Genomic DNA, 25,203 nt, shown 5'->3' with positions numbered 1-25,203 from the left:
CCAATTTCACCTTCGAAACCGCTCACACTGCCGGCAGAGGCGAAGAAGAAGCCGAGCTTGCCAGAGGTGAAGAGCTGCCGGGCGGCATGGGAGTCGATCGCCGGCTGAGCGCCGTCGGTGTGGAACCGCTTGAACAGCTTGACGGCAGCCTGGCCTGCAGGACCGTCAAAAGCGATGTCGCTCTCCTTGTCGTTCATCATCTGGCCGCCGAAGTTGCGTACCAGGTTCTGCGTGGCCCAGTCGTCCGAGCCGAGCTGGTAATACATGCCGGACGTTCCATTGCCGAGCGCACCGACCTTGCCGGCCAGTGCGACGAAGCTGTCCCAATCGGTCGGAACCTTGTCGGGGTCGCCGCCCGCCTGCTTCACGAGATCGGCATTGTAATAAACGACCGGCGTCGACATGGCGAAGGGAAGTCCGTACAGATGGCCCTCGATTCTTGCCAGAGACAGGATTTGTTCCGTGTAGCCCTTATCGGCCAGGTGATCGGCGGCAACGAGATCGTCGATGGGCTTTACGAGCCCGCGCGTGACGAGCGGACGGAGCACGTTAAAGCCGACATAGTGAACGTCCGGCAACTCGCCTGCCATGCTCTGACGAATCAACGTCTGGACAGCTTCGTCATAACTCGGCGCAGCAGCGCGGAAGCTGATCTTGATTTCCGGGTGGTCCGCCATGAAGCGGTCTGCAATCGGCTTGTGGATCACTTCGTGTTCGGGCCAGGCGTAATAGACATTGAGTTTCGTCTCGGCTTGCGCTGGCATGGCTGCCGCTGCGACACCGGCAGCAAGGATCATTGCAACTGTTTTCACATTGCTCTCCTGAGTTTTGAGATGGGGGTTTTTAGAGACGGAGCTAGTGTCGGCCGAGCACCAGACCTCGGATGAAGTGTTTCTGCATGAGAAGGAAAAAAGAGACCAAGGGAGCAGTTACGAGAACGCCCCCCGCCATCAGCGCACCGACATTTCCGGCGCCCTCGCCGGCCTGCCGGAAATAGGCAATGCCGAGCGAAGCCGTCATCATGTCGGGATTGGTTATCACCACCATTGGCCAATAAAGATCGTTCCAATGGGCCACGATAGAGAAGATCGAGAAGGAGACGACGGCCGGCCAAGCTGCTGGCAGCATGATCCGCCAGGCGATCGATAGCTCGCTGAAACCGTCGAGCCGCGCCGCGTCGAGCACCTCATCCGGAAAGGTCACGAAGAACTGCCGGAACAGGAAGATGGCAAACACCGAAATGATCCAGGGCAGAACCAGAGCGGCATAGCTGTCGAGCAGTCCGGATTTTGCGAGGGCTATGTAGATCGGGATGGTTGGTATCTGCACCGGCACCAGAAGGCCGAGCAGGACGCCGACAAGCAGAATAGGGCGGCCCGGGAAGGACAGCTTGGCCAGCGCATAGCCGCATGGGATGGCGATCGCGATCTGCAACACAAGAATTGCCAGACACACGACAAAGCCATTTGCCATGAACCGAAGCAGCGGAATTGCCGAGAGCGCAGTGCCGTAATTGTCGATTGCGCCGTGAAGGGTCGGCGTTGGAAGCAGGCTGCCGTCAAAGATCTCGCTCTGTGGCGTCAGCGAGGCAAGGATCATCCACAGAAACGGAAAGACCATGATGATCGCGCCGGTGACAAGCACAGCATGCGAGACAATGCGGGAAGAGGAAGATTGCCCCAGGATCATCACTGGCCTCCATTTGCTTTCCAGCGCGCCCGACGCTCGGAGACGCGCATCTGGACGAGCGACAGGAAAGTCACGAAGACAAAAAAGGAAACGGAGATCGCAGAAGCATATCCGACGCGGAAGAAGCGGAAACCTTCTTCATAAAAAGTGTAAAGAACGACGGAGGTAGATTTCATCGGCCCTCCCTGTGTGAGGACCGCGACCGTTTCGAAAACCGAAAAGGCGCGGATAATTGTCATCACGGTGACGAACACCGTAACTGGCGCCAGCATCGGCCAGGTGACCAGAAGGAAGCGCTTCAGTCCCCCGTCCGCCCCGTCGATAGTCGCAGCTTCGTAGAGCTCCTCTGGAATGGTCGAAAGGCCAGCCAGGAAAAGGATCATGTTGAAGCCAACCAACTGCCAGACGCCGATCGCCGCGAGCGCATATATGGCCGTCGCCGGGTCGGACAGGAACCTGACGGGCGATGCGCCCAGGAGCTGCAGCAGCGTGTTGGCAAAACCCAGACTTGGATGCAGGATTGCTTCCCACGCGGTCGCGAGAGCAACCAAGCTTGCAGCCACGGGCAGAAAGTAAGCGGTTCGATAGAGAACTGCGAACCGTGATCTAGCGATCAAAACGGCGACGAGCAGCCCCCACCCGATTGCCGTCGGCACGACCACAGCCACATAGAGCGCGGTGTTGCGCAGACTCTGAGCAAAGCCAGGGTCGGTCAACATGCGCGTATAATTAGCAACCCCGATGAATTGGATTCCGGCCAAGCCGAGCGACGCATTCGTGAAGGACAGAAAGAAGACAAGAATGGCGGGCCCGATGACAAGGGCAACAAGCAACAGCGTCGCCGGCACGGACAGAATTATGCCAGCTTGCGCCTGGGCCCGAGCCGGCCGGTACCTGCCTGCAGTGTTCGGAGCTAAGGAACTGAGCGGAATGTCGTTGGCTAAGGCCATGTCAGACTGCCCCGCTGTGATCGCCACGCTGGCGCGAGCCGTTGGAAGGAAAGAACCATGCCCTTTCAGCGTCGATGGTCAGTCCCAGATTGTCGCCGTCACGCAGTGATCGCGCGCGCTCGGCGGAAATGCGGGCGACGAACTGAGCGCCGGCCTCGGCATCGACAAAGACGTGAGCGTCGATCCCTGCGTGCTCAATGCGCGTGACGCGAACCGGCAGGGCTCCTGGATGATCCTTCTCAGCCAGGGTCGCATGCTCGGGGCGGAAGGCCAGCGTTCCGGCCAGCCCGGATCCGAGCGCGTCGCGAATGATGATCCTGCTGCCGCCGATCATGAGCCCGCCGCCTATAGGTGCGGCCACTGCCAGCTCGTTCAGGAATGGCTGCGCCAGGAAGCGCGCTACGTCTAGATCGACGGGTTCGCGATAGAGATCGGCAGGGGCTGCGACCTGACGGAGTTCGCCGCCAAAGATGACTGCGACGCGGTCTGAAAGCGCTGCCGCCTCGGCCTGGTCATGGGTAACGAAGATAGTCGTCGTTTCCATTTCCTTGTGAAGCCGTGCGATCTCGCCACGCGTATGGATGCGCAGCGCTGCGTCCAAGTTTGCCAAGGGTTCGTCCATCAGGAAGATCTTCGGCTTGCGCACCATGGCGCGTCCCAAAGCCACGCGCTGGCGCTGCCCGCCCGACAGCGCCGACGGTCGACGCTCGAGCAGCGCGTCGAGCTTGAGAAGCCCTGATGTCTGCCGGACCCGCTCCTGGATCGAGCGTTTGCGTTGGATGGCTCCGGGCAGCAGCGCGCCAATCACAGGAAGCCGTTCCAAGCTGCTTAGCTCACGCATGACCAGCGGGGCTGCAATGTTGTCGTGCACGCTCAGATGCGGATAAAGGGCGTAGCTCTGGAACACGAAGGCTAGGTCGCGGTCCTTCGGCGCCACCGCGTCCAGCCCCCTGCCTCCTGCACGCACATGGCCCTGGTCGGCACGCTCCAGCCCCGCGATGATCCGAAGAAGCGTTGATTTACCACACCCGGACGGCCCCAGCAGTGTCACAAACTCCCCCGCAGCAACCCTTAGACAGATGCCGCGCAGGACATCAATCGCGCCAAACCGCTTGCCGATGTCGTCGATGTGAAGGTCTAACGCTGCCATTCCGAGTTCCCTTTCGGTGGGCGTTTTCTATCGGTGCTTTATTTCATTTTCGTGACAATATGGAGTTTAATTTTATTTGGCAACCGGTTTATCCATCGCCTTTCCGAGCGCCAGCATGAGGCTTTCGATCACAAAGATCTTGCCGATCGTCGATGTTAGGGTGCCGCCGATCGGGTGGTCTTGAAGGCCGGAGGCCTGCAGGGTGAAGTCAGCCGCTTTCTCGAGCGGACTGCGGGCGCGGTTGGTGATGGCGACGGTCAGTGCCCCCGCAGAACGGGCGCCCTTGAGGAACTGGACGGTGTCAACCGTGAGGCCGGAGATCGAAAGGCCGATCGCAACGCATCCGGGACTAAGCCCGCTGGCGACTTCGTGAGCCATGTTGGAATTCCTGAACGCAAAGGCCGTTAGCCCGACACGCAAAAGCCGATAGGCAAGCAGTTCTGCCGTTATACCGGACATTCCGGCGCCGTAGAGGTCGATCCGTCTGCTTGCCGCAAGCGCGGCGGCGACCTTCGCGAGAGTTTCGGAATCGGCATTGTTGTGTGCGATGCTGAGGTTTTGCGCCATGGTGTCGTGCAAGGATTGCAGAGCGCTATCCGCAGTTCCAGCAGCAGTAGGAGGCAGTCCCGGGCGGCCAATCTCGGCCGCCAATGCCAGCTTGAAGTCGCGGAAGCCGGAAAAGCCTATCTGCCGGCAAAGCCGCAATATGCTCGCTTCACCACTGGCCGCGAATTCACCTAGCTCCGCGACCGATTGGTGCAGCACCTTTTCCGGGTTTTCCAGAATGTATTTGGCAATGCGAGCGAGCGCATTGGGCAATCGATCAATGTCGTCCTGCAGGCGAGCCAAGATGCTCTCGTGCGATGCCGCTTTCATTGCAGGTGAGTTGACGCTCATTTCCACAATCCTCACCCCTTATGAATGAAGGAAAGAGCAGCGAGATACCATAAATTATCGAACAATTTCTGGACAATCGACCGAGGGCGGCCCCAAGGTCGCGAGAACAATGCCTCGCTCGTGACCTTCCTGGCGTCGGTCCGCCAAGGTCAATAGTCCTCAATTCTCTCCGGGCCGGATCCACTTCTAAGCATCATTGCGGAAAAGCTGCGGCCTAATAGGTCGTATTTCAACCCCCTGTGATGGTGGCTATCCCATAGGTCATAATGCTCATTGGGGTCCTCTTTATGATCGAACAGCTCTCCTATTCCAACATCGTGATATACATTTAGTTTGTGACGTCCATCATAGTACATCGATGCGCGAGACCCTCGGCTGCCGCGGAACCTGAGGGAGTTGTGATACTCACTGACAACGTATGGCTTATGGCAATCCAATGAAGTGTTCCCAAGCAGCATCTGGTCGAGTGACAGCCCCTGCATGGCCTTTGGGACCTCAAGCCCCGATAACGAGAGCAATGTGGGCGCAATATCGACCAGCTCGACAAGTGCATTCGACACCGATCCTTGGGCTGGGCTGCCAGGCACGGAAATCACAAGTGGGACATGCACCACACCCTCATAGAACCGGCAGCCTTTGTAGAGCAGGCCGTGGTCGCCCATCATATCACCATGATCGCTCATGAAGACGATGATCGTGCGATCCAGCTGGCCGGTTTCCGTCAAAGTGTCTAGTATCCGGCCGACCAGATCGTCCACCTGTGCCACCTCGGCGTGATAGGCCGCTCTCATCTCCCAAATATTGAACTTCGTTGGTGGCGCTTCATGCGTAGGTCCTGCCAATTCGTCGTTGTGCGCCTCACCCGCGTCTGTTGCTGCGTGCCAAGGATCCACCGCGAATTTCGCTTGCTGATCGACTCGTTCAAATTTCTTCTGGTGCTCGAGATCAATCGGCTTGAACGCAGGATCAGGCATATCATTTGGATTGAACCGCCTGAGGTAGTCTGGCGGGGGATTGAGGGGCGGATGAGGCGCGTCGATGTTAACGCCTAAATACCAACTACGATCAGAATGCATCTTGATGAAGCGCTCAGCCCGATCGCCTGCCCAACGCGCCTGCCGATATTCTGCGGCTGGTCCCGGACCATAGTGTTGGTCAAGATAGGGTTTGAAGTAGGCTTCGGGATTGACCCCTTTTGACCACATCCACGCATGATAGTCGTGGTTGCCTGACCACTCCGGAAATGGCTCAGGGCTCCAGTAGAACTCGGCAAATCCATCATCGGGGCGCTTTTCTATCATGCCACGTGTGGCAGACAGGTGCAGCTTTCCTATGTGCCCTGTATAGTATCCGGCGTTCGCCATCAGTTTTGGGAGCAAAACGAGATGCGAAGGAAATGTGCCGGCGCCGTTCTGATGCACTTGGTGTGCGATCGGATACAAGCCTGTCAGAAAGCTCGTTCGGCTCGGCGTGCAGATAGGGCTTTGACAATACGCACGGGCGAATGCCGTGCCCCTCGCCGCCAGGCGGTCAATATTGGGAGTCTGCGTGCCTTTGAACCCTAGGCACTGCAAGGTGTCCCAACGCTGCTGATCGCTGCAAATCCAGACTATACTAAAGTTCCTCAACTCTCATCCCACGCGCTATGAAGGTTCAGTTCGCGCGCGCACCGGCGCGCAAAACCGCGCCGGTGGCGACGTGTAACGGCTATTTCAGGTATCCAGCGCGCTTCACGATTTCGACCGCATCACCTTGAGCATCGTCCAAGGCAGCCTCTGGGCTCTTGCTCCTGACAACCGCTTCTTGCAGGGCACGGCCAAGGCGATCGCCGATCTCCTTGAATTCTGGAATGCGAGGATAATACCACTCGGGCGCCCCGCGAAGCGTTTCTGCATACGTTGCCGCAAACGATCCATGGCCATAATCATAGTCATGTTTCGCACGGATTTCCGGATCGTCCCACAGCGATGTCCTGGTGATGGCGACAAAGGTGCTGTCGAGCGAAATCCGCTTCATGAGATCTTTACTCGTCGCCCATTGAAGGAAGGCCGCTGCAGCTGCCTTGTTTTCTGATGCAGCTGGAATGACATACGCCTGTCCCGCAAAGGGCGGGAACCTCCCACTTACGCCGCCAGGGGGCAAAGCAAACCCAAGCTTGCCGACGACCTTCGACAGCTTGGGATCGAGAATGCGACCTGCGGTGGGAGCGCCTTCGACAGTCATAGCAATGCGGCCCTGCTGCATCGCGATGACAACATCATCGAAGGTTGCTGAGATGCTCCCAGGCACAGTGAAATTGGTCATCACATCCGTGTACCATTTCAGCGCCTCCACCGCAGCGGGCGAATTTACCGTGGGCGTCAGATCCGCTGGTTCGTCCGCAAAATATTTACCGCCAAAACCATAAAGAACCTGGCCCCAAAACCATATATTCTCGCCAGTATCCGGTTGACCCCGTAGCGCCGTGCACTGAATGTCTGCCTTTCTCAGCAGATCACAATCATTACGGAACTCTTCCCACGTTTGCGGTGGCTGTTTGATTCCGGCTTTCTCGAACAAGTCGGCACGATAATACAGGAGCTGTGTCGCCGCGAAATGCGGAAATGCCAGCTGTTTGCCGTCCTTATTGTAGAGGCGCAGCACGGGAGCGATGAAATCCTGTACGTCCGCACTCTTCATGTCTATGTAATTATCGAGCGGCTCCAGGATATCGCCAGATGCGTATCGCCCGAACTCCTCGCTCCCTAAGTATACCACGTCGTAACTATCTGAACGCGTTAGGAGCTCGACCGACACTTTTTGAACGGTCGGCGCATAACCGAAGAGATCAAACTGCACTTCAGCGCCAGTCTTCTCTGTGAATTCGTGCGCGAATTTTTTGAGCTCCAAATCGTATGCCGAGTTTGTCGATAGGACCTTTATTTTCGCGCCGTCATAGCGCTGTTGAGCCGTCGCTCCCCCGCCGACGGCAACACCGAACGCAACGGCAAGAATTCCAAGATACCTCATTGATTTTCTCCTTGAGCTAGTGTTTTACCCTTTCACGGAAGCGGTCGTTGTTGGGCCGGCGACGTATTTTTTTACGAACGGCACGAAAACCACGATCGGGACCAGCATAAGCACGCATGCGGCTGCCGCCTTGCCCCAATCGGTCCCCTCAAATGGCATGAAATTCAGTATTGCGACGGCTGCGGTTTTTGCGTCATCGCGTGTCAATGTCAGCGCGAAAAGAAACTCGTTCCACGAACCAATGAATATCAGTATTGCTGTTGCCAGGATACCATATTTGGCGATGGGTATCGAGATGAGCGTCATCGTCTGCAGCGTTGACGCGCCGTCTATCATCGCGGCTTCTTCGATTTCACGCGGCACTTGGTCAAAAAACGCTGACAAATACCAGATCGCAAGCGGAACCGCGAACATTGTGTTGACGATGATCAGCGCAATCTTCGTGTCGACGAGGTGTACTTGGCGAAAAAAGAGAAAGTAGGGGATGATGTAGATCATCGCTGGCGCCGCCCGGAGTGCCAACACCAGCGTCAATAGCCTTCGCATCGCAGTTTTCTGCAAATGAGAGATGCCAAAGGCTGCCGGGATCGAAAGCGCCATGGTCAATATGATGGTGCTGCATGAGACCACAATTGAATTGATGAGCGCGGAAGAGAAGTCCTTGTCAGCGATTATCGCGGTATAGTGCTGAGCGGATGGCTCCCCCACGATCACGGGCGGCCATTGAAACATCTCGGTCGGCTGTTTGAGAGATGTCGATAGGGTCCACAATATCGGCGAGAACAGGAATAGCGCAAAGGCAGCGGAGACAAGGTATCCGTAGATGTGACGTCCGAGGTCCCGACGCATGGGCTCACCTCCCAACGCGAGGGGCCGAGATTTGGCGAGTGGATGATATTCGGAGATGTGACGTCCAAGGTATCGATGCATGGGCTTACCTCCCAACGCGAGTGGCCGAGATTTGGCGAATAGACCAAAAACACACGCCGACGATCGTTGTTGTGAATGCCACGAGAATTGCGGCGGAATAATCGAGATCGAGATATGTAAATGCGGTCAGGAAAGCGTAGAAGTTTAGGGGTTCAGTCGCCCCAGCCGGCCCGCCACCTGTCAACACGAAGATCACGGGGAAAATCCCAAGGACCTCTAAGGCTTGAAACACGGCGACGGCTCCCATCGCAGGTAAGACGAGCGGTATGGAAATATGCCATTGCGCCTGGGCCCAACTTGCTCCGTCGAGGTTTGCCGCCTCATAAATCTCGTCTGGGATCGAGTCCAAAGACGAGAGAAGCAGCAAAGCAACTATGGGAACGCCAAACCAAATCGATACGATGATCACGGAGATAAGCGCTGACGTTTTGCTTCCAAGTAAGTCAGCTTCGAAATTGTGACCGAACAAGCTTGCGAGATAAGACAAGCCGCCCACACCAGGAATGAGGAACAGCTTCCACACAATTCCGCCTACCGCTGGCGGAATTATTGACGGAAGCAGGAAAGATGCTCGCATCCACCGTGTGCCAACGAGATTTTCCTTAAGCGCTATTGCCAACGCTAATCCACACAGTAATTGGAGGACGACGGGGACGACGACCAAAATGAACGTAAGCAGCGCGGCGTTGATAAACCGACCGTCGGACAAGAACCGCGCGTAATTGTAAAGCCGGATAAAGCGCGTCTTTTCCGGGAAGGCTATGTTGAAGTCACCGAACGAGAGGGCAATGACAGCTGCAATCGGCACGACTGTCGCAAGACATAGGAACGCGATCGCGGGTGTAACGAGCGCCGAATACACTTTAGGCCGGGAAGATGCCATCGTCCGTTGCTCCTGGAGTTATTTATGCTCGCCTGGAATGGGCACCTCAGATGCTGCCAGCAACGCTTAAGCGAGCTTCAGCAAGCAGAGGACGTCAACGATGCAGTGTTCCCCGTGGTGAGTTACTCGCAGCCGTCAACCGTGCCGAGACAATTCCACGGCGTATAGTTTTATCGTAGAGTTACCTTTCCAAGTTTCATGCGCCTTTGGAAACAGAATGCTGCGCTCCATTCAATTGGCAGGCGAAGCACGACACATTCTGCCGTCGACGGCCTCGAGACAGCGTGAACACTGCACTGGCTCGCCATTGCTGTCTTGATCAGGGCCAAGAAGGATGTCCGGAACGTGTCATCTCGTGGCGCGCGTGCTCAGACCCGGGGCTCCGATTCGTCCATGGTCACCTTTGTGTCATTTTGGCTATAACGAAACTGGGCATCAGTAAGTCCGGCCGCGTCGGACAGTTCTGCGGCTAGCAGCTGAGCGGGCAGGATGTCCACGATTGATCGTGCCACGCGGTTCTGCAAAGATGGCACCTTCACAACTGCGAGGTTTTTGGCGTCCTGAGGCGACTCGCTTGCGGTTACCAGAAGAACTGCACAGCCGATTTCAGCCAATTCCTGCGCCAATCGCACTTCGCGGCCGTCACCAAATATCAAAATCCCGGTTGCCTGATCCATCGATTCCATCGGGCCGTGCAAGTAGTGCAGCGTGTCTGCGACGCCGGTGGGCACCCTCGCAGCCTCGCGAATGAGCAAACAAGCCTCGCCCGCCGTACCCAAAGCCGATATCGCGCCAACGCAATCGATCGCCCGCTGGTCATGAAACATTTCTCCAATGCGTGCCATCTTTTTCGCAGAGGTTTCCAAGACCTCGCTTGCTATCAGAGGAATGTCGTTCCAATTGAAGCTGTCTTCACCGCAGAGCGCATCTATCAGCAGCCCGCCTGCCAGCAGCGAGCCTGTGTAGCCGGTGCTCGACGGCAGTGAATCCGGACCGGACTCGAAGCGAAGTGCTGCCGAAGCGGTGCGTGACAGCGGGTCGTTGCCTCCGCTTGTAATCGCGAGGGATGGTAACGTGCTGTGGATGGTGAGTGCAGCGATTGGCTCGATGCTTCTTCCTCCGACAGAAAAGACTATGATCGCGTCGCCAGGGTCCCCCGGCTCCATGAGATCGACTGCGCGCCAAGTATTTGCTCGTCTGCCGCGGCGTTGCAGCTCACCGGCCACTACCCCCGCTGCCTCGTAACTCGCGCCTATTCCTGTAACGACGACAGTCCCCTTTTCAAATGGCGCGAGATCAAGGTCGCGAAGCTGCGTTCCGACCACTTCCAAGGTATGGCGAAACTGATTGGGTTGACGGGCGATCGTTGACCTGTAAATCATTGGATATCCATATGTTGAGAGACAATTGAGGTCTCTGGGCCATCCCCGGCACTGCAAAGTTGCCGCGCCAAGACGCAGGCGCCTAAGACCGGCGGCTTGTCGAGGAAGGTGACCGCCACTGTCGCCCCGAAACGATCGGAAATTTGATGGGAGAACGCATTGGCTAAAAGTGGCTGGGCGAGGATGACCCCTCCGCCTACCACCACGTCTTTGTCGGACACGCCCGCCAACTTCAGGTGGTGAACTAATTGGGTCAGGGCCGCTGCGCCCTCGTCAATAACGCGCTTAGCCAACGACGAGCCTTCATTGGCTGCGTAGAAGATAACGGGTGCGTGTCGCCCCAGAGCCGAGGCACCGCCTTCCTTCGCGATAGCGGTGCCGATGTTCGTGGGGCTATTCAGTCCAAATGCCTCACAAAGCGCTTCGACAAGCGGCTCTGACCTTGCCCCTCCGAGGTCAATGTGCCGTCGCACTGCTCGACCAGCCTCACGTACTAAACCGGGAGCGCTCCCTTCGTCTCCGATTGCCCAGCCCCAACCGCCTGCGACATGCATCCTGCCTTTCTGGTCCCGAGCAACGGCGATTGAGCCAGTTCCCGCGACGACACCAATTCCGCTGGAAAGCCCCATGGCTAGGGGAAATAGCTCTGCATCGTTGACGACCCTCAACGGGCAGGCAAAATGATTGGAAAGTGGTTTTTGCAGGATGGCACACTCGGCCTCATCATCACATCCATGAGAGCCAATCGCGATGCCGTTGGGAGTGGCGCCATCCGCAAATCCGCTGATTAGCGCGATTAGTCCAGGAATATCGTGGTCATAGGCTCCACAACGCCATTCACTGGTCCTCACCACCAAGTCGCGGCCCATGCCCTGTTCCAGGCAGCTTCTCAAATGCGTTTTGGTGCCTCCGATGTCGACACCAATCGATATAGAACCCATCTCGTCATCTCTGTTCGCATTCGCGCCCAGCGGCCGCGGTCCCAGTCTCTCGCTGAAGGAATATCACTTTTTTTTCGTCTGTCAAAGATGGTTTTTTTCATCATGCGCGACTCTTTCCCCGCGCGGCGATGATGGTCAAATGCCGTGCAAAAAGGCTGGCAGGCGGCTGGGGGCTCTAACGAAAACAATGTTCACGGCTTGGCAATCTGCTGAAAAATTCCTATTGCTTTCACTGCCTGTGTCAATCAAGCCTAGGGAGCTGGAGCTCGGCGACATCAAGGGAATCGTAAATGCAGGAAAAGATCTTGGCGCGCTTGCGTTCGTCTCAGCCCAGCCTCAGTCCGGCGCTCCTTCGCATCAGTGAGTACGTCCTTAACGATCCCGCGAAGGTCGTGAACCAAACTATCACGGAGGTTGCTGACGGATCCGGATCGAGCGAAGCGAGCGTCTTGAGGTTCTGTAGAGACATCAAATTTTCGAGCTTCCAGCGTTTCAAACTGGCATTGGGGATCGAACTCTCCACTCACCAGACAATCAGACACGCCAGCCCGTCTGGTGACGTCATCGACGACACGCTGTCGACGGCCATCACCGCGCTCAAGCAGACAAAGGACCTGTTGAACCACGCCGCTCTCGAATTGGCGGCAAAACAGATCATACGAGCAAAAAGCATAGATCTGTACGGGTTCGGCGGCTCTGCGAATGTGGCCCGATACGCGCATTACTTGTTTGTTCGATTCGGACTGGTGTCGCGCGTGCTGGACGACCCACATCTCGCCGTCATGAGTGCAGTGAATCTCGGGCCGAAGCAAGTCGCACTGGCAATTTCGGAATCTGGCTCGAGCAAGGATACAATCAACTCACTTATGGCGGCCAAGGCGGCTGGCGCATTTACCATCGCAATCACCTGTCATATACGCAGTCCGATCGCTGCCAACGCGGACGCTGTACTGGGAGCATCCTCAACAGACACGCCCATCACGCGAGGAGCATTCTCCAGGGTCGCTGGACAATATTTGATCATCGACATCCTCGCCAACATGATCGCTAAAGATGGCAGCAAGTTCCAGGCGGCTATGCAGCGAACCGCAGAAGCCACCATAGATAAAAGCTTTTAGCCGAAACGTTCGCGCAGGTAGTCGTTCAGGAAGCGACCGTCCGGGTCGAAGCGAGCCCTTTGAGAAATAAAATCCCCGTATCTTGGGTACAAGGCTTCGATCTCGGACCGGCCCAGGCTGTGAAGTTTGCCCCAGTGCGGACGACCTTTTACCCAGGAAAAGATTGTCTCGCAATCGCGGATGAAATCCCAGTAGTCCTCTCCTGCTGCGCCGGACACCGATATCATTGCGGTCTTCCGCTCAAAGTATGGACTCAACCAAATATCGTCAGCCGCCACGGTTCTATACTCAACCGGGAATATCTGCGACGGATGCTTCGTCTGGATCAGCTTGCGTATTTCACGCAATACCGCCGGACCGTCCTCGTAGGGCACCGAGTATTCGCATTCGTTATGGTTCGGCATCGGAATTGAACCCGGAAATATCCGATAGCTGGGCCCTATTCTCTCGCCGGCCTGTGCTTCGACAGCTGCTGACGGCTGAGTTGTGACGTTCAGCGTTCTGATTTCGCAGACATCAGCTTTACTGCGCGTACGACCAATGCCAGACGTGTCGGGCAGGCTGTATAACGATGCCGAGTGTTCGGTCGGGCACCAGAACACGCGGAGGCTCCGGTTTTCCTGACATAGCTGATCCAAATGATTCATGCATTCTTCAAAATCCTCACGCCATATTTTGTCATGAAGATCAAAAGCAGGAACAAGCTTCATCGTGACGGAAAGCACCACGCCAAGCATTCCGAGACAAACTTTCGCAGCGTTGAGGACATCGATGTCTTGCGAAGCATCGAAATTGGCGATGGATCCATCGCCCATCGCTATCCGCATTCCAATTATCGGGCCCGCTAAGCATTGCAAACTATCGCCGCTGCCATGCGTACCCGTCGATACGGCCCCGCTCATCGTCTGCAGATCGATATCGCCCTGGTTGGGCAATGCCCAACCAGCAGAACGCAGTTCAAGGCCAACGTCACAAATCCGCGTTCCGCCGCGGAGGGTTACGCTGCCGTTGGTTGGGTCGATATTTTCGATCCCTGTTAGACGCTCCGCGGAGATTAGAACTCCGTCCGTGGGGACAATCGGCGTATAAGAGTGCCCCGTACCCACTACGCGGACGCGCAGATTGGTTGAAGCTGCTGTCTTGATCGTTCTGCAGACGTCATCGTCCGAACTTGGCATTTCGAAATGCTTCACCCGACAAACCTGATTGCTCACCCAGTTCCGCCAAATCATGCTAGGGCCGAGTGTCTGCGCTCTGGTCTCTGAAGAAGGCAATGGAGTTCTCCTTGCGTGTGTTTTCTCGCTGCTAGGTGCTGGGGCAGCCGCCTCGGCCCGCCAGAATAGGGTCGTCACGCTGTGCCCAGCGCCGACTCATTTTGGCAGGCATGACGGATATCATCATCGACATAGATACAAAAGAAGATTATCTCCATTATAACTCGGTGCCCCGGCAGACCGACCAAGGACTGGCGACGCATCCACACTCGATACGACCGATGCGCGCACACATTCTTGTCAGCAATCGCCTTCGCTGCAGCGTTCATCTTCTGGATCAATGAGATGCTGTAACGGGGCCTGCGTCGTGCGCTGCCCGTTACCGTTTGCATGCTGACCGGTTGCCGCCGACGCTCCCGTATCTGATTCTGACAGGAGGATTACGGGATGAAACTGTTCATTGGGTTGGATGTCTCACTCGCCAAGACTGCGGTCTGCATTGTCAGCGAGCACGGCAAGATCGTGAAGGAGGCTGAGGTCGGCAGCGATCCCGCGGCGCTGACGCAATTCGCGCTGGAGCAACAGGGCGAAATTGCGATGATCGGGATGGAAGCCGGGCCGTTGTCGCGATGGCTGCACCGTGGGCTGACCGAAGCCGGCCTGGAAGTGGTTCTGATGGAAACCCGGCAAGTGAAGGGTGCTCTGAAAGCCATGCCGATCAAGACAGACCGGCGCGATGCTGAAGGTATTGCCCGGCTGCTACATTTGGGCTGGTTCCGGCCAGTCCATTGCAAGTCGGTGTCTGCCCAGGAGATCCGCGCACTCCTCGGGGCGCGCAAATCCATCCAGCAGGGCGTGATCGCTCTGGAAATGTCCTTGCGCGGGTTATTGCGGAACTTCGGCTTGAAAGTCGGCGCAATCTCCAAAGGACGGTTTGATGCTCGCATTCAGGAACTGGTTGCCAGCAACACTACGCTGGTGGCGGCAACCGAGCCGATGCTTCGCGCCCGTGCCACCCTCCGCCATGAACTGGCGCGACTGGAGCGGCATGTGCGCAGCCTAGCACAGGACGACCCGACCTGCCGCTTGCTGATGACCATGCCGGCCGTTGGCGCGGTGGTCGCATTGACCTTCAAGTCGGCCGTGGATGATCCGGCTCGGTTCTCGTCGTCGAAGAAAGTCGGCCCGTGGGTCGGCCTCACCCCTTCACGGCAGCAGTCCGGCGAGCGCGACGTGACAGGCGGTATCACCAAAGCCGGTGACGCCCATTTACGCCACGCCTTATGCCAGGCCGCAACCGTCATGATGAACCGGGGCCGTGGGTCGTGGTTGCGGACATGGGCCTCGCGGGTCGCGAAACGGCGCGGCACCAAGCGGGCCATGGTGGCCTTGGCGCGTCGGATCGGTGTGATCCTGCATCGGATGTGGCTGGACGGAGGAAACTTCCGCTGGGAAGGAGCGCCAGAGCCGATCCATGCATGAGCTAATCTCCGTGTTGAAGTCTGCCTGAGCGCAGACCTGCGAGGTCCCCGACCCGGGACGTGGTCCCGATGACGCCGCGGTCTGGACTGATGCCGCCCCGCCGGGCGAGCACGCCAATGAGATGGGCGCATCGGAACCATATTGGACAAGCATCATGTTGGCGGCCGCCGCGCCGACCACGGACCGAAGCATGAACCCGGGCAGAACCTCATACGGCAGGAAAGCAGGCGATATAGCACAACCAAAATGCAATCACGCTCTCCGCACACCCGGATGGGCGATCCCTTCTTGCATCAAATTTGCCTTGACGAGGACGGCCCTAGCCGACACGGCCTTTGGTCGGCGTCTCGGATGAAGTCTAGAATGCTTGCGTCGGCTCCAACCAACGTCTCTTCTGGAGCGGAAACACGCTCAGAGATTTTTCCACTCGGCGGTGTCGCGTCGAAGAAGCGTTCTGCAAAGAATAGTCCCCCGAAACCACCGTCATGAACCACAGGGACATAGCTGTGACGATTGATATTTCGCGTAGTTACATCGGAAACCGACTCGCAAGTCATAAGATGAGCTCTAGGTGTCATTATCATTCCAGCCGTAAGGCCTGCCTGTACGTGCCAATTTCCGGACTTACGTCGGCGAGTTCTTGATAATCGTTTTTCCGCACGAAACTTAAGCTCCCATGGGAGAAGGCGAGGAAATCAATGCACGGTAGCAACGACGAGCCTGTCTCTCGAGTGATTGTAGAAGCGAGAATCAATTCTGAGTTCCACGTTTGAAGGACGATTCCCAGTGCAGCGTCTGGACCCGGAGGCGTCTAGGAATCCAACAGCAGCATTCAACCAGAACCGAAATTCACCCACGTCGAAACGCGCAATGTTCGAGCGTATGGTCTCAGCGGCATGCTTTTCATGGACCCGCGCCAGCTTGCAGATTGTCATTGCCAGCATGATTGGCTGGTCGTTAGCCCGCTCCCACAGGAAGTCGTCGTCTAGAAATGATGCTTCGTCAGCATCCGAAAACTCGAATCCACTAATGATCCGTACCTCGGCAAGATTTTCATAGGGATGACTGTGGAAATCACCGATGAGCGTCAAGTGTGGTGCCCATCGATCCATCAGTTCGCTCTTCAGGCGGACAGCCTGATCGTTGGGCTTCACGCTGTTCCGTGATCGCTTGGCTGAAATGCTGAGACTCATAAGATCGACATGGAAATGGGTCGTTCCTTTCGAGTCCTCGCGACTGAAGCCCCAAAGATACCCCAGCGTTTCCAGCTTTGTTCGGCGCGGACGACCATCTCCGAGAACATAGGCTTCCAGTGTGGCAAGCGTAATAGTGTGACGAGCTGCATCAGAAAGGGAAATGGTGAACTTCATCGTGCGTTACCTGAAGGTGCCTCCGATTCGTTTCCGATCAACGGCCAGCCACGATCCTCACTGGGGCTTCGCTGGTCCAAATCGCGATATATCCGACCTAGTCGGCCCGAATCCTGACCTTGATCAGGATCTCGCACGCGAAGTCCTGACCAAGAAGCCATCGCTGGTACGTCGGGGGCTTTATCGTTCCCGCCTACGACGGTGTTGCGCCTGTGATACCTGACGGCGAGGAAACCATCGAAGAAACCGCCGACGACCTTCTCGCCAGTGAGACGCTGGACTCCGCTGTCGAGGAGGAGGTCGATGAGAAGGATTCGACTGACCAACCACCGCGGGACAGGTTTCTTCCGTCGTCGATAGGGTTGACGGTGGTTCTTCCGGAAACGGTGAGTCAAGTCACGCTGCGCGCAACATGGGGGAACTATAAGACGGAGCCCCCATTGCCCGATGCGCTCCTCATTCCCGAAGTGTCGGGAAAGGGCAAGCCAAAGCCAGAAAAGCCCGAGAACCTCCGTTGGGTTCGGGTTTCCGGCGAAGCCGCGATCGTCCTCGACGTCACTCGGAACCAGTCCGGGATCCCGCTGCCGGAAAGCGCTGCGCCTCACAGGCCGGGCGGCGGCATCGAAGTCGCCGTTCACACCGTGTGCTCCGTCAAAAGACTCCGGAAGGGGCTGAAGAGCGTCTGCGCGTCATCACCGTCTTCTTGGTAAACCGTCGACGGAGCACAAAGGCTCCGTACAAGGACGTGGCCTACGCGTTCCAGACCCGGATCGAGCTCGAATGTGCGGATGGATTTTATCCGCGCAGCGACCTGTCCACCTACCAGTCCGATGATTTCGAACTTAGGCTGGGCGATCTCCATTATCGCGATGTCCGCGAATATGCCGTTGGTCGCAACACATCTGCAGGCTGGCAAGAACGGCGTGACGCGACGAACGATCCGCTCCCCGTGACGCGTGTTTGGACCGATTTCCTTCCGCAGCAGGAGGTGGAGCGTGTCGTCCCGGCAAGGAGCGATGGCGTCGAGTTCGGCATGGAGGCTCTCGCTCGGGCTGCCGTTTCCGGAGCCGAAGCGGTCAGTGCAGCCTTGGATTCACTGCCTGAACTTTACGCCGAGTGGCGGCGGGGTCAGGAAGGAATGATGCCAGGGCTTGCGCCGAGACGGCTAAAGACGGGCCAGGCGCTTCTGGAAAACGTTGACACCGCCGGCAGCAGGATTCGCGATGGGATAGATCTCCTTAAGCGTGATACGGTGGCGCGTGAAGCATTCGGCCTGATGAATACGGCGATGGCGATGGCCAACCGCCGGCGCGAGGCAGTGATCCAGAAGAAGCTGCCGGGCGATGTAGACCCGCCAACATGGCGGCCGTTCCAGCTAGCCTTCGTCCTCCTCAATCTCGTTGGCGTGACCGACCGAAACAGTGGTGAGCGCGAGATCGTCGACCTGCTTTTTTTTCCGACCGGCGGCGGCAAGAGCGTATCTTGGACTTGCCGCCTATGCGATTGTGCTGAGGCGGCTCCGCGGATCTGGCGTGCTGGGTGCGGGCATCAGCGTCATCATGCGCTACACGTTACGCCTGCTCACGCCGCTGGTCTCGTCTGCGCGCTCGAATTCCTGCGGACCCATGATGACAATGGCCGGAAGACGCTTGGCGAATGGCCGATCGAGATTGGACTCTGGGTAGGCGGCGCAGCCTCACCGAACAATCCAGCCGCGAAATTCTTCCGACAAGGACGCCGTGACGACCTGGCTGAAGCGGTACCAGCGCAGCCCTAAGACGAAATCCCCGGTGCCACTGAAGGCATGTCCGTGGTGTGGTGAGCCCTTCAAGCCAGAGAGCTTCCACTTCACGCCCAACAGGACGGCTCCGCAGAATCTAGTGCTCAAATGCGAGAACGCCGAATGCGACTTCACGCGGGATCGACACCTGCCGGTGCTCGTGGTGGACGAGCCAATTTACCGCCGTCTTCCCGCATTTCTCATCGCCACGGTGGACAAATTTGCCTCCCTTCCATGGATTGGCAAGAGCGGCGCATTCTTTGGACACGTAGACCGGTATGATCCGGACAAGGGGTTCTTCGGCGCGTATGAGCCAGGCGAAGGTCGCCCCTTCGGAAACGGGCATCGGCTCGATCCGCCGGATCTTGTCATCCAGGACGAACTGCACCTGATCTCTGGCCCGCTTGGAACGGTGGCCGCACTCTACGAAACAGCGATCGACCTGCTGTCGTCGCGGCCGGGTCTTCATGGACTCATTCGTCCAAAATCGTCGCTTCGACCGCGACCGTCCGAAGGGCGGAGAAACAGATCGCAGCCTTGTTCGATCGTTCGGAGACGGCCGTATTTCCGCCACCCGGCATCCACCGTACCGACAGCTTCTTCGCCAGGACTGTGCCATCGACACGAGAGCCAGCCCGCCTCTACGTCGGTGTGGCGAGTCAGGATCGCGGGCCTAAACTCCTCTTTCTTCGGAGCATGCAGACCCTGCTGGCAGGCGCGCAGGCACCGACTTCCAGCCCGACGCAAGAAGGGGAAGATCCCGCCGATCCGTATCTGACAGTGCTCACGTATTCAATGCGCTTCGCGAGCTTTGGGGGCGCTCGTCGCATCTCCTCAGAACTCCGCTGCTTCCAGCTGGCGGCTGAAACCCACAGGCGCAGCCAGCTTGGTCGTTAACCGCATCGATCGCCTCATGGTGTCTGCCATGAATCCGTGTGCGTGAAGCGCTCCAGAGCGAAGATGTTGGGCGTCAACCAAGTTCACCAATGAGCTTCACTGCTCGAGTTCTGCACGGTGTCACCGACTGGCGCCGGAGGTTGATCCGGTGATTAGGAGGAGCACTCGTTGTCGGATTCTCGACGATGTCGGACATGTGACACAACGCTTCCAGAGCGATCGCATTGTTCCGAAACGATTTTCCCAGTTGGCACGACGGTTGCGATCCTATGCGCAAAAGCCCTGCGATGCCGCACCGACTGGAAGAACTCATCAATGATCACGCTTTTCGAACATGTGGGCGCCGCTACCAACACTGAGCGTTCCCGAGCCGACGGAAGCCTCTATCCCTTCTTTCTGAAGGCTGTCCGGACATGAACGCATTTGATGTCCGTCCAACGCTGGATGCTCCCGACGACGATCCCTATCTCTGGCTTGAAGATGTAGAGGGCGAGCGGGCACTTGCCTGGGCCGCCGGCCAGTCGGCAAAGACCCTGAAGCACTTCGGTGGAACGCAGTTCGAGCGCGACCGGGCGGCTCTGACAGCCATTTTCGACAATCGCGACAACCTTCCCCTGATCGCGCGCCGTGGTCAGTACCTCTACAATTATTGGCGAGATGCCGGAAATCCACGCGGACTGTGGCGCCGGACCACCCTTGCCGCCTACATGAAGGCGGATCCCCAATGGGAGCTACTGCTCGATCTAGATGCTCTCGCGGCTAGCGACGGAGAGGATTGGATCTGGGACGGCGCGTCCGTCGAGCCGGAGAGACGGGAAAGAGCCGTTCTGCGCCTGTCGCGCGGCGGCAGCGACGCGGTCGTGCATCGCGAATTCGACCTGATCTCTCTGAGCTTTGTCGCCGACGGTTTCAATCTCCCCGAGGCCAAAGGCTACGTTAGTTGGCTGGACCCTGACACGCTTCTGCTTTCCAGTGCGCTTGGTAATGGCATGGCCACCCGCTCCGGCTATGCGCGCACCGTGCGACTGTGGAAGCGTGACGCGGATCCCCTCACCACGCCGGTAATCTTCGAGGCCGGGTTCGAGAGCCTCGAGGTGTCTGGTCATTCGGACCGCACCGGCCGCAGCGAGCGCCTTTGGTTCATTGAGAAACGGGCCTTCTACGAGAAGATCAGTTGGATCGGCGACAGGAGCGGGCCGAGGACGCAGATCGATCTTCCTCGCGACGCGTCGTGGCGGGTCTTCGGCGACTGGCTGGCGGTAAGGCCGCGCAAGCCCTGGACGGTGGGAGGCACCAGCCATCCCGCCGACGCGCTGATCGTCATCTCGCTTTCCTCTTTCCTCGCAGGCGGACGCCGTTTTGAGACCCTGTTTCAACCAGGGGAAAGGCGCTCTCTGCAGTCATTCTTCTGGAATGACGAGAAGCTCATTATCTCTTACCTCGTCAATCTCGTACCGCGTTTCGAGATGTTCACTCCCGGCCACCAGGAATGGACGCGCCGAGTCCTGGACACCCTGCCCGCCGAAGGGACTGTCCACGTCTGGTCATTCGATGCGGCAGTTCACGAGACCAATGGAGAGGTCCTGGTCTGTGCTCAGGATCCGATCACGCCGCCGCAGCTCTTGCTATTCGATCTCAATGCCGCGCCGTCTCTCAGCGCTTCAGCAATCCTGAAGCGCAGCCCGGAGAATTTCGATGCATCCGGACTGGTGGTCACGCGCCACGAGGCAGTCTCTATCGATCATGAGCTGATCCCCTACACGCAGGTTGGTCCGGCGAACGGGAACGGAGATGCTCCGGTTCACCTTTCCGCTTATGGCGGGTTCGGCACATCACTCCTGCCCTACTACAACTCCCCGCTGGGCAAGCTGTGGCTCGAGCGCGGCGGCACGTGTGTGGAGGCGAACATCCGCGGCGGCGGCGAGTTCGGCACCCGCTGGCACGATGCCGGGCGCAGGGAGGGCAAGCGTCTCGCCCATGACGATTTCGCCGCCGTTGCCGCCGACCTCGTGCGAAGGGGCATCACCCTGCCGAGGCGGATTGCCGCTGAGGGCGGCTCAAATGGCGGCCTGCTGATCGCAAACATGCTGACCCGCTATCCTGAGCATTTCGGGGCTCTGTTCTGCACAGTTCCGCTTATCGACATGCGTCGCTACACCAAGCTCTTGGCGGGCGCGAGCTGGATCGACGAATATGGCGATCCGGACAAGGCTCACGATTGGGCTTTCCTGAAGGAAATCTCCGCCTATCACGCCGCGGCGCCGGGACAGCCCTATCCGCCTATCCTGATCGCCACCACGAAACGCGACGACCGCGTCCATCCGGGCCATGCGCGCAAGATGGCCGCAAAACTGCAGGCTCTTGGCTATCCCGCTTACTTCTACGAGGCCAGCGCAGGCGGGCACGGCTACGGCAAGGACAATCGGGAGCAAGCCGCATTCATCAGTCTAGGCACCAATTTTCTCCGCAGCGCAATCGGCTTCAACGATCACCTTCCGGAGATGGCGGAACGCGTTGCAACGAAGAGGAGCGTTTGAGCTCCATCAACAATTCATTCGAGCAGGAGACGAAATAGTGCAGTGCATCCTTTCTGAACATCAAGGAGTGAATATCATGGCGAGAACGCGAATGGGCGTAGCGCGGGCAATAGCAGCGGCGGTGGCCCTGATCATCGTGGGACAGCAGGCCGTCGCCGCGGAGCCTGCGCAAGCAGAGACCGTCCTGGCGGAGACGGGAGCCTCGGTCACCGAAGCGCCAAGCCCTTGGCAGGTCCGCCTGCGGGGGTTGGGCGTCGTTACGAAAGATCTGGGCTACGTTGATACGCTTCCCGGCTCCGGTCTTTCCTATTCGAACACGGTGACGCCGGAACTCGATATCTCGTATTTCTTCACCGACAACATCGCCGCCGAACTCATACTCGGTACCACCTATGCCAACATCGCGGGCCAAGGGACGATCGGTGGGTTGGGCAGCATCGGCAAAGTTTGGCTGCTGCCGCCGACGCTCACGTTGCGGTACCATTTTACCGATTTCGGCGCGTTCAAGCCCTATGTCGGCGCCGGCGTGAACTACACGGTTTTCTATAACCAGGACACCGGCAGCGCCGACGCTCTCAAGGTGAAGAATACGTTCGGCACGGCGCTGCAGGTCGGTTTCGACTACATGGTGGACGAGCACTGGGGCGTCAACTTCGACGTGAAGAAGCTTTTCCTGAAGCCGGACTTCGACGTCACGGTGGCCGGCGCGAAGCTGACGGGGAAGGCGGAGCTCGATCCCTGGCTGATAGGCGCAGGTGTCACCTACCGCTTTTGAATATCAGAGTGAAGTCTGCTTCCCGACTGCCGGTTTAAAGTGAAGGGCGCCTCGCGCGCCCTTTTTACGGTCGACACTGCAGGGCAAGACCTCATGAAGCTATTCTCGGGCGGGGTTCTCTTCTGGCGGACCAAGAAGGTGCACTGGCCAACCGGCCTTGCGCCTGAGATGGAGTGCTTAGAAGCGCTTTGGATCGGGACGGGCTTTGGTATTATGGGTGGAATGCTTCAGCCAGACCATTTGCCAGCATCGTCTCCCGGACGTCATGTCTGAGCTTCGTGTCAGCGTAAGGCGAACACGCGGCTCCTAGATGCCGACACGATGGCTGGTTCAGCCATGCTGCGACAGTTGCCTGTTTTTTCAGTTCCTTTGCTGTTCGCGCGCTAACCGCAACGCTCCATACCAGTCTCGCGTGCCTGTCCCCGTGGGTGGGCGGCAGAAAGCGATTAGGCCCGCTGAAAGCGGCGGACCGCATCCGAAGGACCGTAACGAAGAGAAGGACCTGAAGCGAGAGCGAAGGTTGCGGGAGGCCGCGGCGGGCCTAAAAGGGGATGCCGACCAACCCCCACGCCCCAGGAAAGGCTGACAAAAACCGCAGCGGCCGACTGTCCAATAGGGTGCGCCCGTGCCAGGCGAGCCAAATGGCAGGGGCTGCCGGGGGGCCCTAAGAAAAGCGGATTGGGTTCACGAGCACCCGGCGCGCGCCGTCCGGCCGCCAGGTACTTGGAGGGCAGGTGCATCAGGCCTGTTTGTCGGGCCGAACCAGATCCATGTGGCTGACGCCGAGGGCCAATGCCAGTTCATAGATCGTGATAATTGTCGGATTTCTTCGGCCTTTCTCCAAGCCGCTGATGTACTGCTGACTGAACCCGGAAATCTCCGCAAGCTGCTCCTGCGTCAGACGCTTCCTTTGCCTGATCCTCTGCACATTCCGTCCGACCAACTTGCGCATATCCATGCACGCAAGCCAGCGGATCAGGCGGCTTGAGTTTATCAACTATAATATGTAATCCACATTTAGCAGGCAGAGGGCTTCGCGGGTCCATTGGCCGGAGATAGAATTAGCGATGTTACAGCCCAAATCGAACACGCCGTTTGCCGACGAGGTCCCCTGGTCGGACCGCATTACAGCCTACGACAAGGACCACTTTACAACCTATATGAGGCTCCTGGACGCCTCAGCCGACAACGCCACTGAAGAGGAAATGGCCCATGTGATCCTCGGCATTGATCCGGCACGCGAACCGGAGCGCGCACGGAACGTTCTTCGCAGTCATCTCGACCGTGCAAACTGGGTGGTGACGAGCGGCTACAAGGATTTGTTCGCCAGTTGACGAAATGGGCGGTGCGGTCGCTTCGCTTCAAGCAACGAAGTCGCGTAACCACCATGCATCGACGCATCACCACAGCGCGAATGCGCTCGAAGATGATCGCGAGGACTTCCAGTCGGCGCGGATGGCCCAGCGCTTCGCTGTCTCATCGTTTTGTCCTCCGCTCGCCAATGGCTGCGCCAGGAAGCGGTGCGGCGGCGAGTCATGACAGGAACGGGCCCGCCGTCTGAGCCGCACCGCATCCGAAGGACCGGATGGACAACCTACTGAAAGCTCACAGCTAGCTAAGGGTTGCGGGACGCCGCGGCGGGCCTAGAAGGATGCGGCGCCACCTGCTGGGAAAGGCACAACAGAGAGAATTGCGAGAGTCTAACGACGCGCTAGGAGGCGCAGCGGAATGGCCGAGACGCCCTGAGCCAAGAAAAGCGGGGATCGACCCACCGGCACCCGGGACGCGCGGTGATGGGCGCGGGCGCCCACTACGTCCGCAGGCTCAACAGAATCTCACACGGATCAGCGAGGGCCGCAGTTACGTCGAGAAACTCAATGACATCGAGACGCCACTCTCCACCCTCATATTTCGCCACGAAGGATTGCGGACGACCAAGCTTCTCAGCCACCTGCGCCTGCGTCAGCCCTTTGACCTTGCGCAGTGAGATCAACTGGGCCAGAAACCGCTGGTGGCGGGGAGATCGAAGAGATTTGGGCATTAGGTGAACCGGTCAGGTAGAGACCGGCTCAGCGACTAATCCCTGTTTCGGATTATCCCATTTTGGGATATTCTGCCTTGGATCCAGCGATCAACATGCGAGGTTCGCGGCAGACATGAATCGATCAACGGGAACAGATAGGACTCAAAGCTCAACAC

At 58.0% G+C, this 25,203-nt stretch carries 24 protein-coding genes; 8 read left to right on the top strand and 16 right to left on the bottom strand.

Going from position 1 to position 25,203, the window contains the following annotated elements; translation table 11 throughout:
- The 11 genes from EOA86_RS00370 to EOA86_RS00320 all read right to left on the bottom strand — a co-directional run.
- Positions 1–797, bottom strand: a 797-nt coding sequence (locus EOA86_RS00370; RefSeq protein WP_245497066.1) for an extracellular solute-binding protein, incomplete at its 3' end; no start/stop codon positions are given.
- 58 nt (positions 798–855) lie between these two features.
- Positions 856–1,689, bottom strand: coding sequence for a carbohydrate ABC transporter permease (locus tag EOA86_RS00365; RefSeq protein ID WP_029354774.1), 834 nt, complete (start codon positions 1,687–1,689; stop codon positions 856–858).
- Complete coding sequence (locus EOA86_RS00360; protein ID WP_128340396.1) at positions 1,689–2,639, bottom strand: sugar ABC transporter permease; 951 nt, start codon at positions 2,637–2,639, stop codon at positions 1,689–1,691. Before EOA86_RS00360 ends, EOA86_RS00365 begins: the two co-directional genes overlap by 1 nt.
- 1 nt (position 2,640) lies before the next feature.
- Entirely contained in the window at positions 2,641–3,789 is a 1,149-nt protein-coding gene (locus EOA86_RS00355; protein WP_126038499.1) for an ABC transporter ATP-binding protein, read from the bottom strand.
- A 72-nt stretch (positions 3,790–3,861) separates the two neighbouring features.
- On the bottom strand, positions 3,862–4,638 hold the full coding sequence (locus tag EOA86_RS00350; protein WP_236387750.1) for a MurR/RpiR family transcriptional regulator: 777 nt from the start codon (positions 4,636–4,638) through the stop codon (positions 3,862–3,864).
- 197 nt (positions 4,639–4,835) lie between these two features.
- A complete protein-coding gene (locus EOA86_RS00345; protein WP_091597859.1) occupies positions 4,836–6,314 on the bottom strand; it encodes a sulfatase-like hydrolase/transferase in 1,479 nt (492 codons plus the stop codon).
- Between the two features lie 79 nt (positions 6,315–6,393).
- A complete protein-coding gene (locus EOA86_RS00340; RefSeq protein ID WP_127284306.1) occupies positions 6,394–7,695 on the bottom strand; it encodes a sugar ABC transporter substrate-binding protein in 1,302 nt (433 codons plus the stop codon).
- Positions 7,696–7,719: 24 nt separating this feature from the next.
- Entirely contained in the window at positions 7,720–8,544 is an 825-nt protein-coding gene (locus EOA86_RS00335) for a carbohydrate ABC transporter permease (RefSeq protein WP_164891500.1), read from the bottom strand.
- A gap of 85 nt (positions 8,545–8,629) precedes the next feature.
- Positions 8,630–9,508, bottom strand: coding sequence for a sugar ABC transporter permease (locus EOA86_RS00330; RefSeq protein WP_128340394.1), 879 nt, complete (start codon positions 9,506–9,508; stop codon positions 8,630–8,632).
- Positions 9,509–9,876: 368 nt separating this feature from the next.
- On the bottom strand, positions 9,877–10,890 hold the full coding sequence (locus EOA86_RS00325) for a glucosamine--fructose-6-phosphate aminotransferase (RefSeq protein ID WP_091597870.1): 1,014 nt from the start codon (positions 10,888–10,890) through the stop codon (positions 9,877–9,879).
- Complete coding sequence (locus EOA86_RS00320) at positions 10,887–11,831, bottom strand: BadF/BadG/BcrA/BcrD ATPase family protein (protein ID WP_051695319.1); 945 nt, start codon at positions 11,829–11,831, stop codon at positions 10,887–10,889. Before EOA86_RS00320 ends, EOA86_RS00325 begins: the two co-directional genes overlap by 4 nt.
- 290 nt (positions 11,832–12,121) lie before the next feature.
- Here EOA86_RS00320 and EOA86_RS00315 point away from each other — a divergent pair, with 290 nt between their 5' ends.
- A complete protein-coding gene (locus tag EOA86_RS00315) occupies positions 12,122–12,949 on the top strand; it encodes a MurR/RpiR family transcriptional regulator (RefSeq protein ID WP_029354755.1) in 828 nt (275 codons plus the stop codon).
- Here EOA86_RS00315 and EOA86_RS00310 read toward each other — a convergent pair.
- Positions 12,946–14,163: a D-arabinono-1,4-lactone oxidase gene (locus EOA86_RS00310; RefSeq protein WP_164783573.1), complete on the bottom strand. Its 1,218-nt coding sequence runs from the start codon at positions 14,161–14,163 to the stop codon at positions 12,946–12,948. The genes EOA86_RS00315 and EOA86_RS00310 overlap by 4 nt on opposite strands.
- A gap of 447 nt (positions 14,164–14,610) precedes the next feature.
- Here EOA86_RS00310 and EOA86_RS00300 point away from each other — a divergent pair, with 447 nt between their 5' ends.
- Entirely contained in the window at positions 14,611–15,645 is a 1,035-nt protein-coding gene (locus EOA86_RS00300) for an IS110 family transposase (protein WP_126057753.1), read from the top strand.
- 695 nt (positions 15,646–16,340) lie between these two features.
- On the opposite strand, the gene EOA86_RS00295 is transcribed toward EOA86_RS00300, so the two are convergent.
- Entirely contained in the window at positions 16,341–17,015 is a 675-nt protein-coding gene (locus EOA86_RS00295) for a hypothetical protein (RefSeq protein ID WP_128340393.1), read from the bottom strand.
- A gap of 212 nt (positions 17,016–17,227) precedes the next feature.
- Between EOA86_RS00295 and EOA86_RS00290 the strand changes: the two genes are divergently transcribed.
- Together EOA86_RS00290 and EOA86_RS00285 are read left to right on the top strand one after the other, a co-directional pair.
- The gene (locus tag EOA86_RS00290; protein ID WP_051695310.1) at positions 17,228–17,725 is read left to right on the top strand and encodes a hypothetical protein; all 498 of its coding nucleotides are present in this window, start codon (positions 17,228–17,230) and stop codon (positions 17,723–17,725) included.
- Positions 17,726–17,760: 35 nt separating this feature from the next.
- On the top strand, positions 17,761–18,792 hold the full coding sequence (locus EOA86_RS00285; protein WP_128340392.1) for a hypothetical protein: 1,032 nt from the start codon (positions 17,761–17,763) through the stop codon (positions 18,790–18,792).
- Positions 18,793–18,892: 100 nt separating this feature from the next.
- Here the strand turns inward: EOA86_RS00285 and EOA86_RS00280 are convergent, their stop codons facing one another.
- Positions 18,893–19,183, bottom strand: coding sequence for a hypothetical protein (locus EOA86_RS00280; RefSeq protein ID WP_128340391.1), 291 nt, complete (start codon positions 19,181–19,183; stop codon positions 18,893–18,895).
- 308 nt (positions 19,184–19,491) lie between these two features.
- On the opposite strand from EOA86_RS00280, the gene EOA86_RS39205 reads away from it, so the two are divergent.
- The 3 genes from EOA86_RS39205 (at position 19,492) to EOA86_RS00265 (ending at position 23,004) form a co-directional block, all read left to right on the top strand.
- Positions 19,492–19,692: a hypothetical protein gene (locus EOA86_RS39205; protein ID WP_128340390.1), complete on the top strand. Its 201-nt coding sequence runs from the start codon at positions 19,492–19,494 to the stop codon at positions 19,690–19,692.
- Positions 19,693–20,105: 413 nt separating this feature from the next.
- A complete protein-coding gene (locus tag EOA86_RS00270) occupies positions 20,106–22,229 on the top strand; it encodes a prolyl oligopeptidase family serine peptidase (RefSeq protein WP_128340389.1) in 2,124 nt (707 codons plus the stop codon).
- 76 nt (positions 22,230–22,305) lie between these two features.
- Positions 22,306–23,004, top strand: a complete 699-nt coding sequence (locus tag EOA86_RS00265; protein WP_128187358.1) for an OmpW family protein — start codon at positions 22,306–22,308, stop codon at positions 23,002–23,004.
- Positions 23,005–23,743: 739 nt separating this feature from the next.
- Here the strand turns inward: EOA86_RS00265 and EOA86_RS00260 are convergent.
- The gene (locus EOA86_RS00260) at positions 23,744–23,962 is read right to left on the bottom strand and encodes a helix-turn-helix transcriptional regulator (RefSeq protein ID WP_029354714.1); all 219 of its coding nucleotides are present in this window, start codon (positions 23,960–23,962) and stop codon (positions 23,744–23,746) included.
- Positions 23,963–24,071: 109 nt separating this feature from the next.
- Between EOA86_RS00260 and EOA86_RS00255 the strand changes: the two genes are divergently transcribed.
- Positions 24,072–24,338: a DUF2285 domain-containing protein gene (locus EOA86_RS00255; protein ID WP_029354712.1), complete on the top strand. Its 267-nt coding sequence runs from the start codon at positions 24,072–24,074 to the stop codon at positions 24,336–24,338.
- 476 nt (positions 24,339–24,814) lie between these two features.
- Here the strand turns inward: EOA86_RS00255 and EOA86_RS00250 are convergent, their stop codons facing one another.
- Positions 24,815–24,997, bottom strand: coding sequence for a helix-turn-helix transcriptional regulator (locus EOA86_RS00250; RefSeq protein WP_348633308.1), 183 nt, complete (start codon positions 24,995–24,997; stop codon positions 24,815–24,817).
- Positions 24,998–25,203: the final 206 nt, after the last annotated feature.

Source organism: Mesorhizobium sp. M5C.F.Ca.IN.020.32.2.1, assembly GCF_004023105.1.
Classification (GTDB): domain Bacteria; phylum Pseudomonadota; class Alphaproteobacteria; order Rhizobiales; family Rhizobiaceae; genus Mesorhizobium; species Mesorhizobium wenxiniae.
The sequence above is the reverse complement of the archived record's forward strand: the minus strand, read 5'-3'. Positions and strand labels throughout refer to the sequence as shown.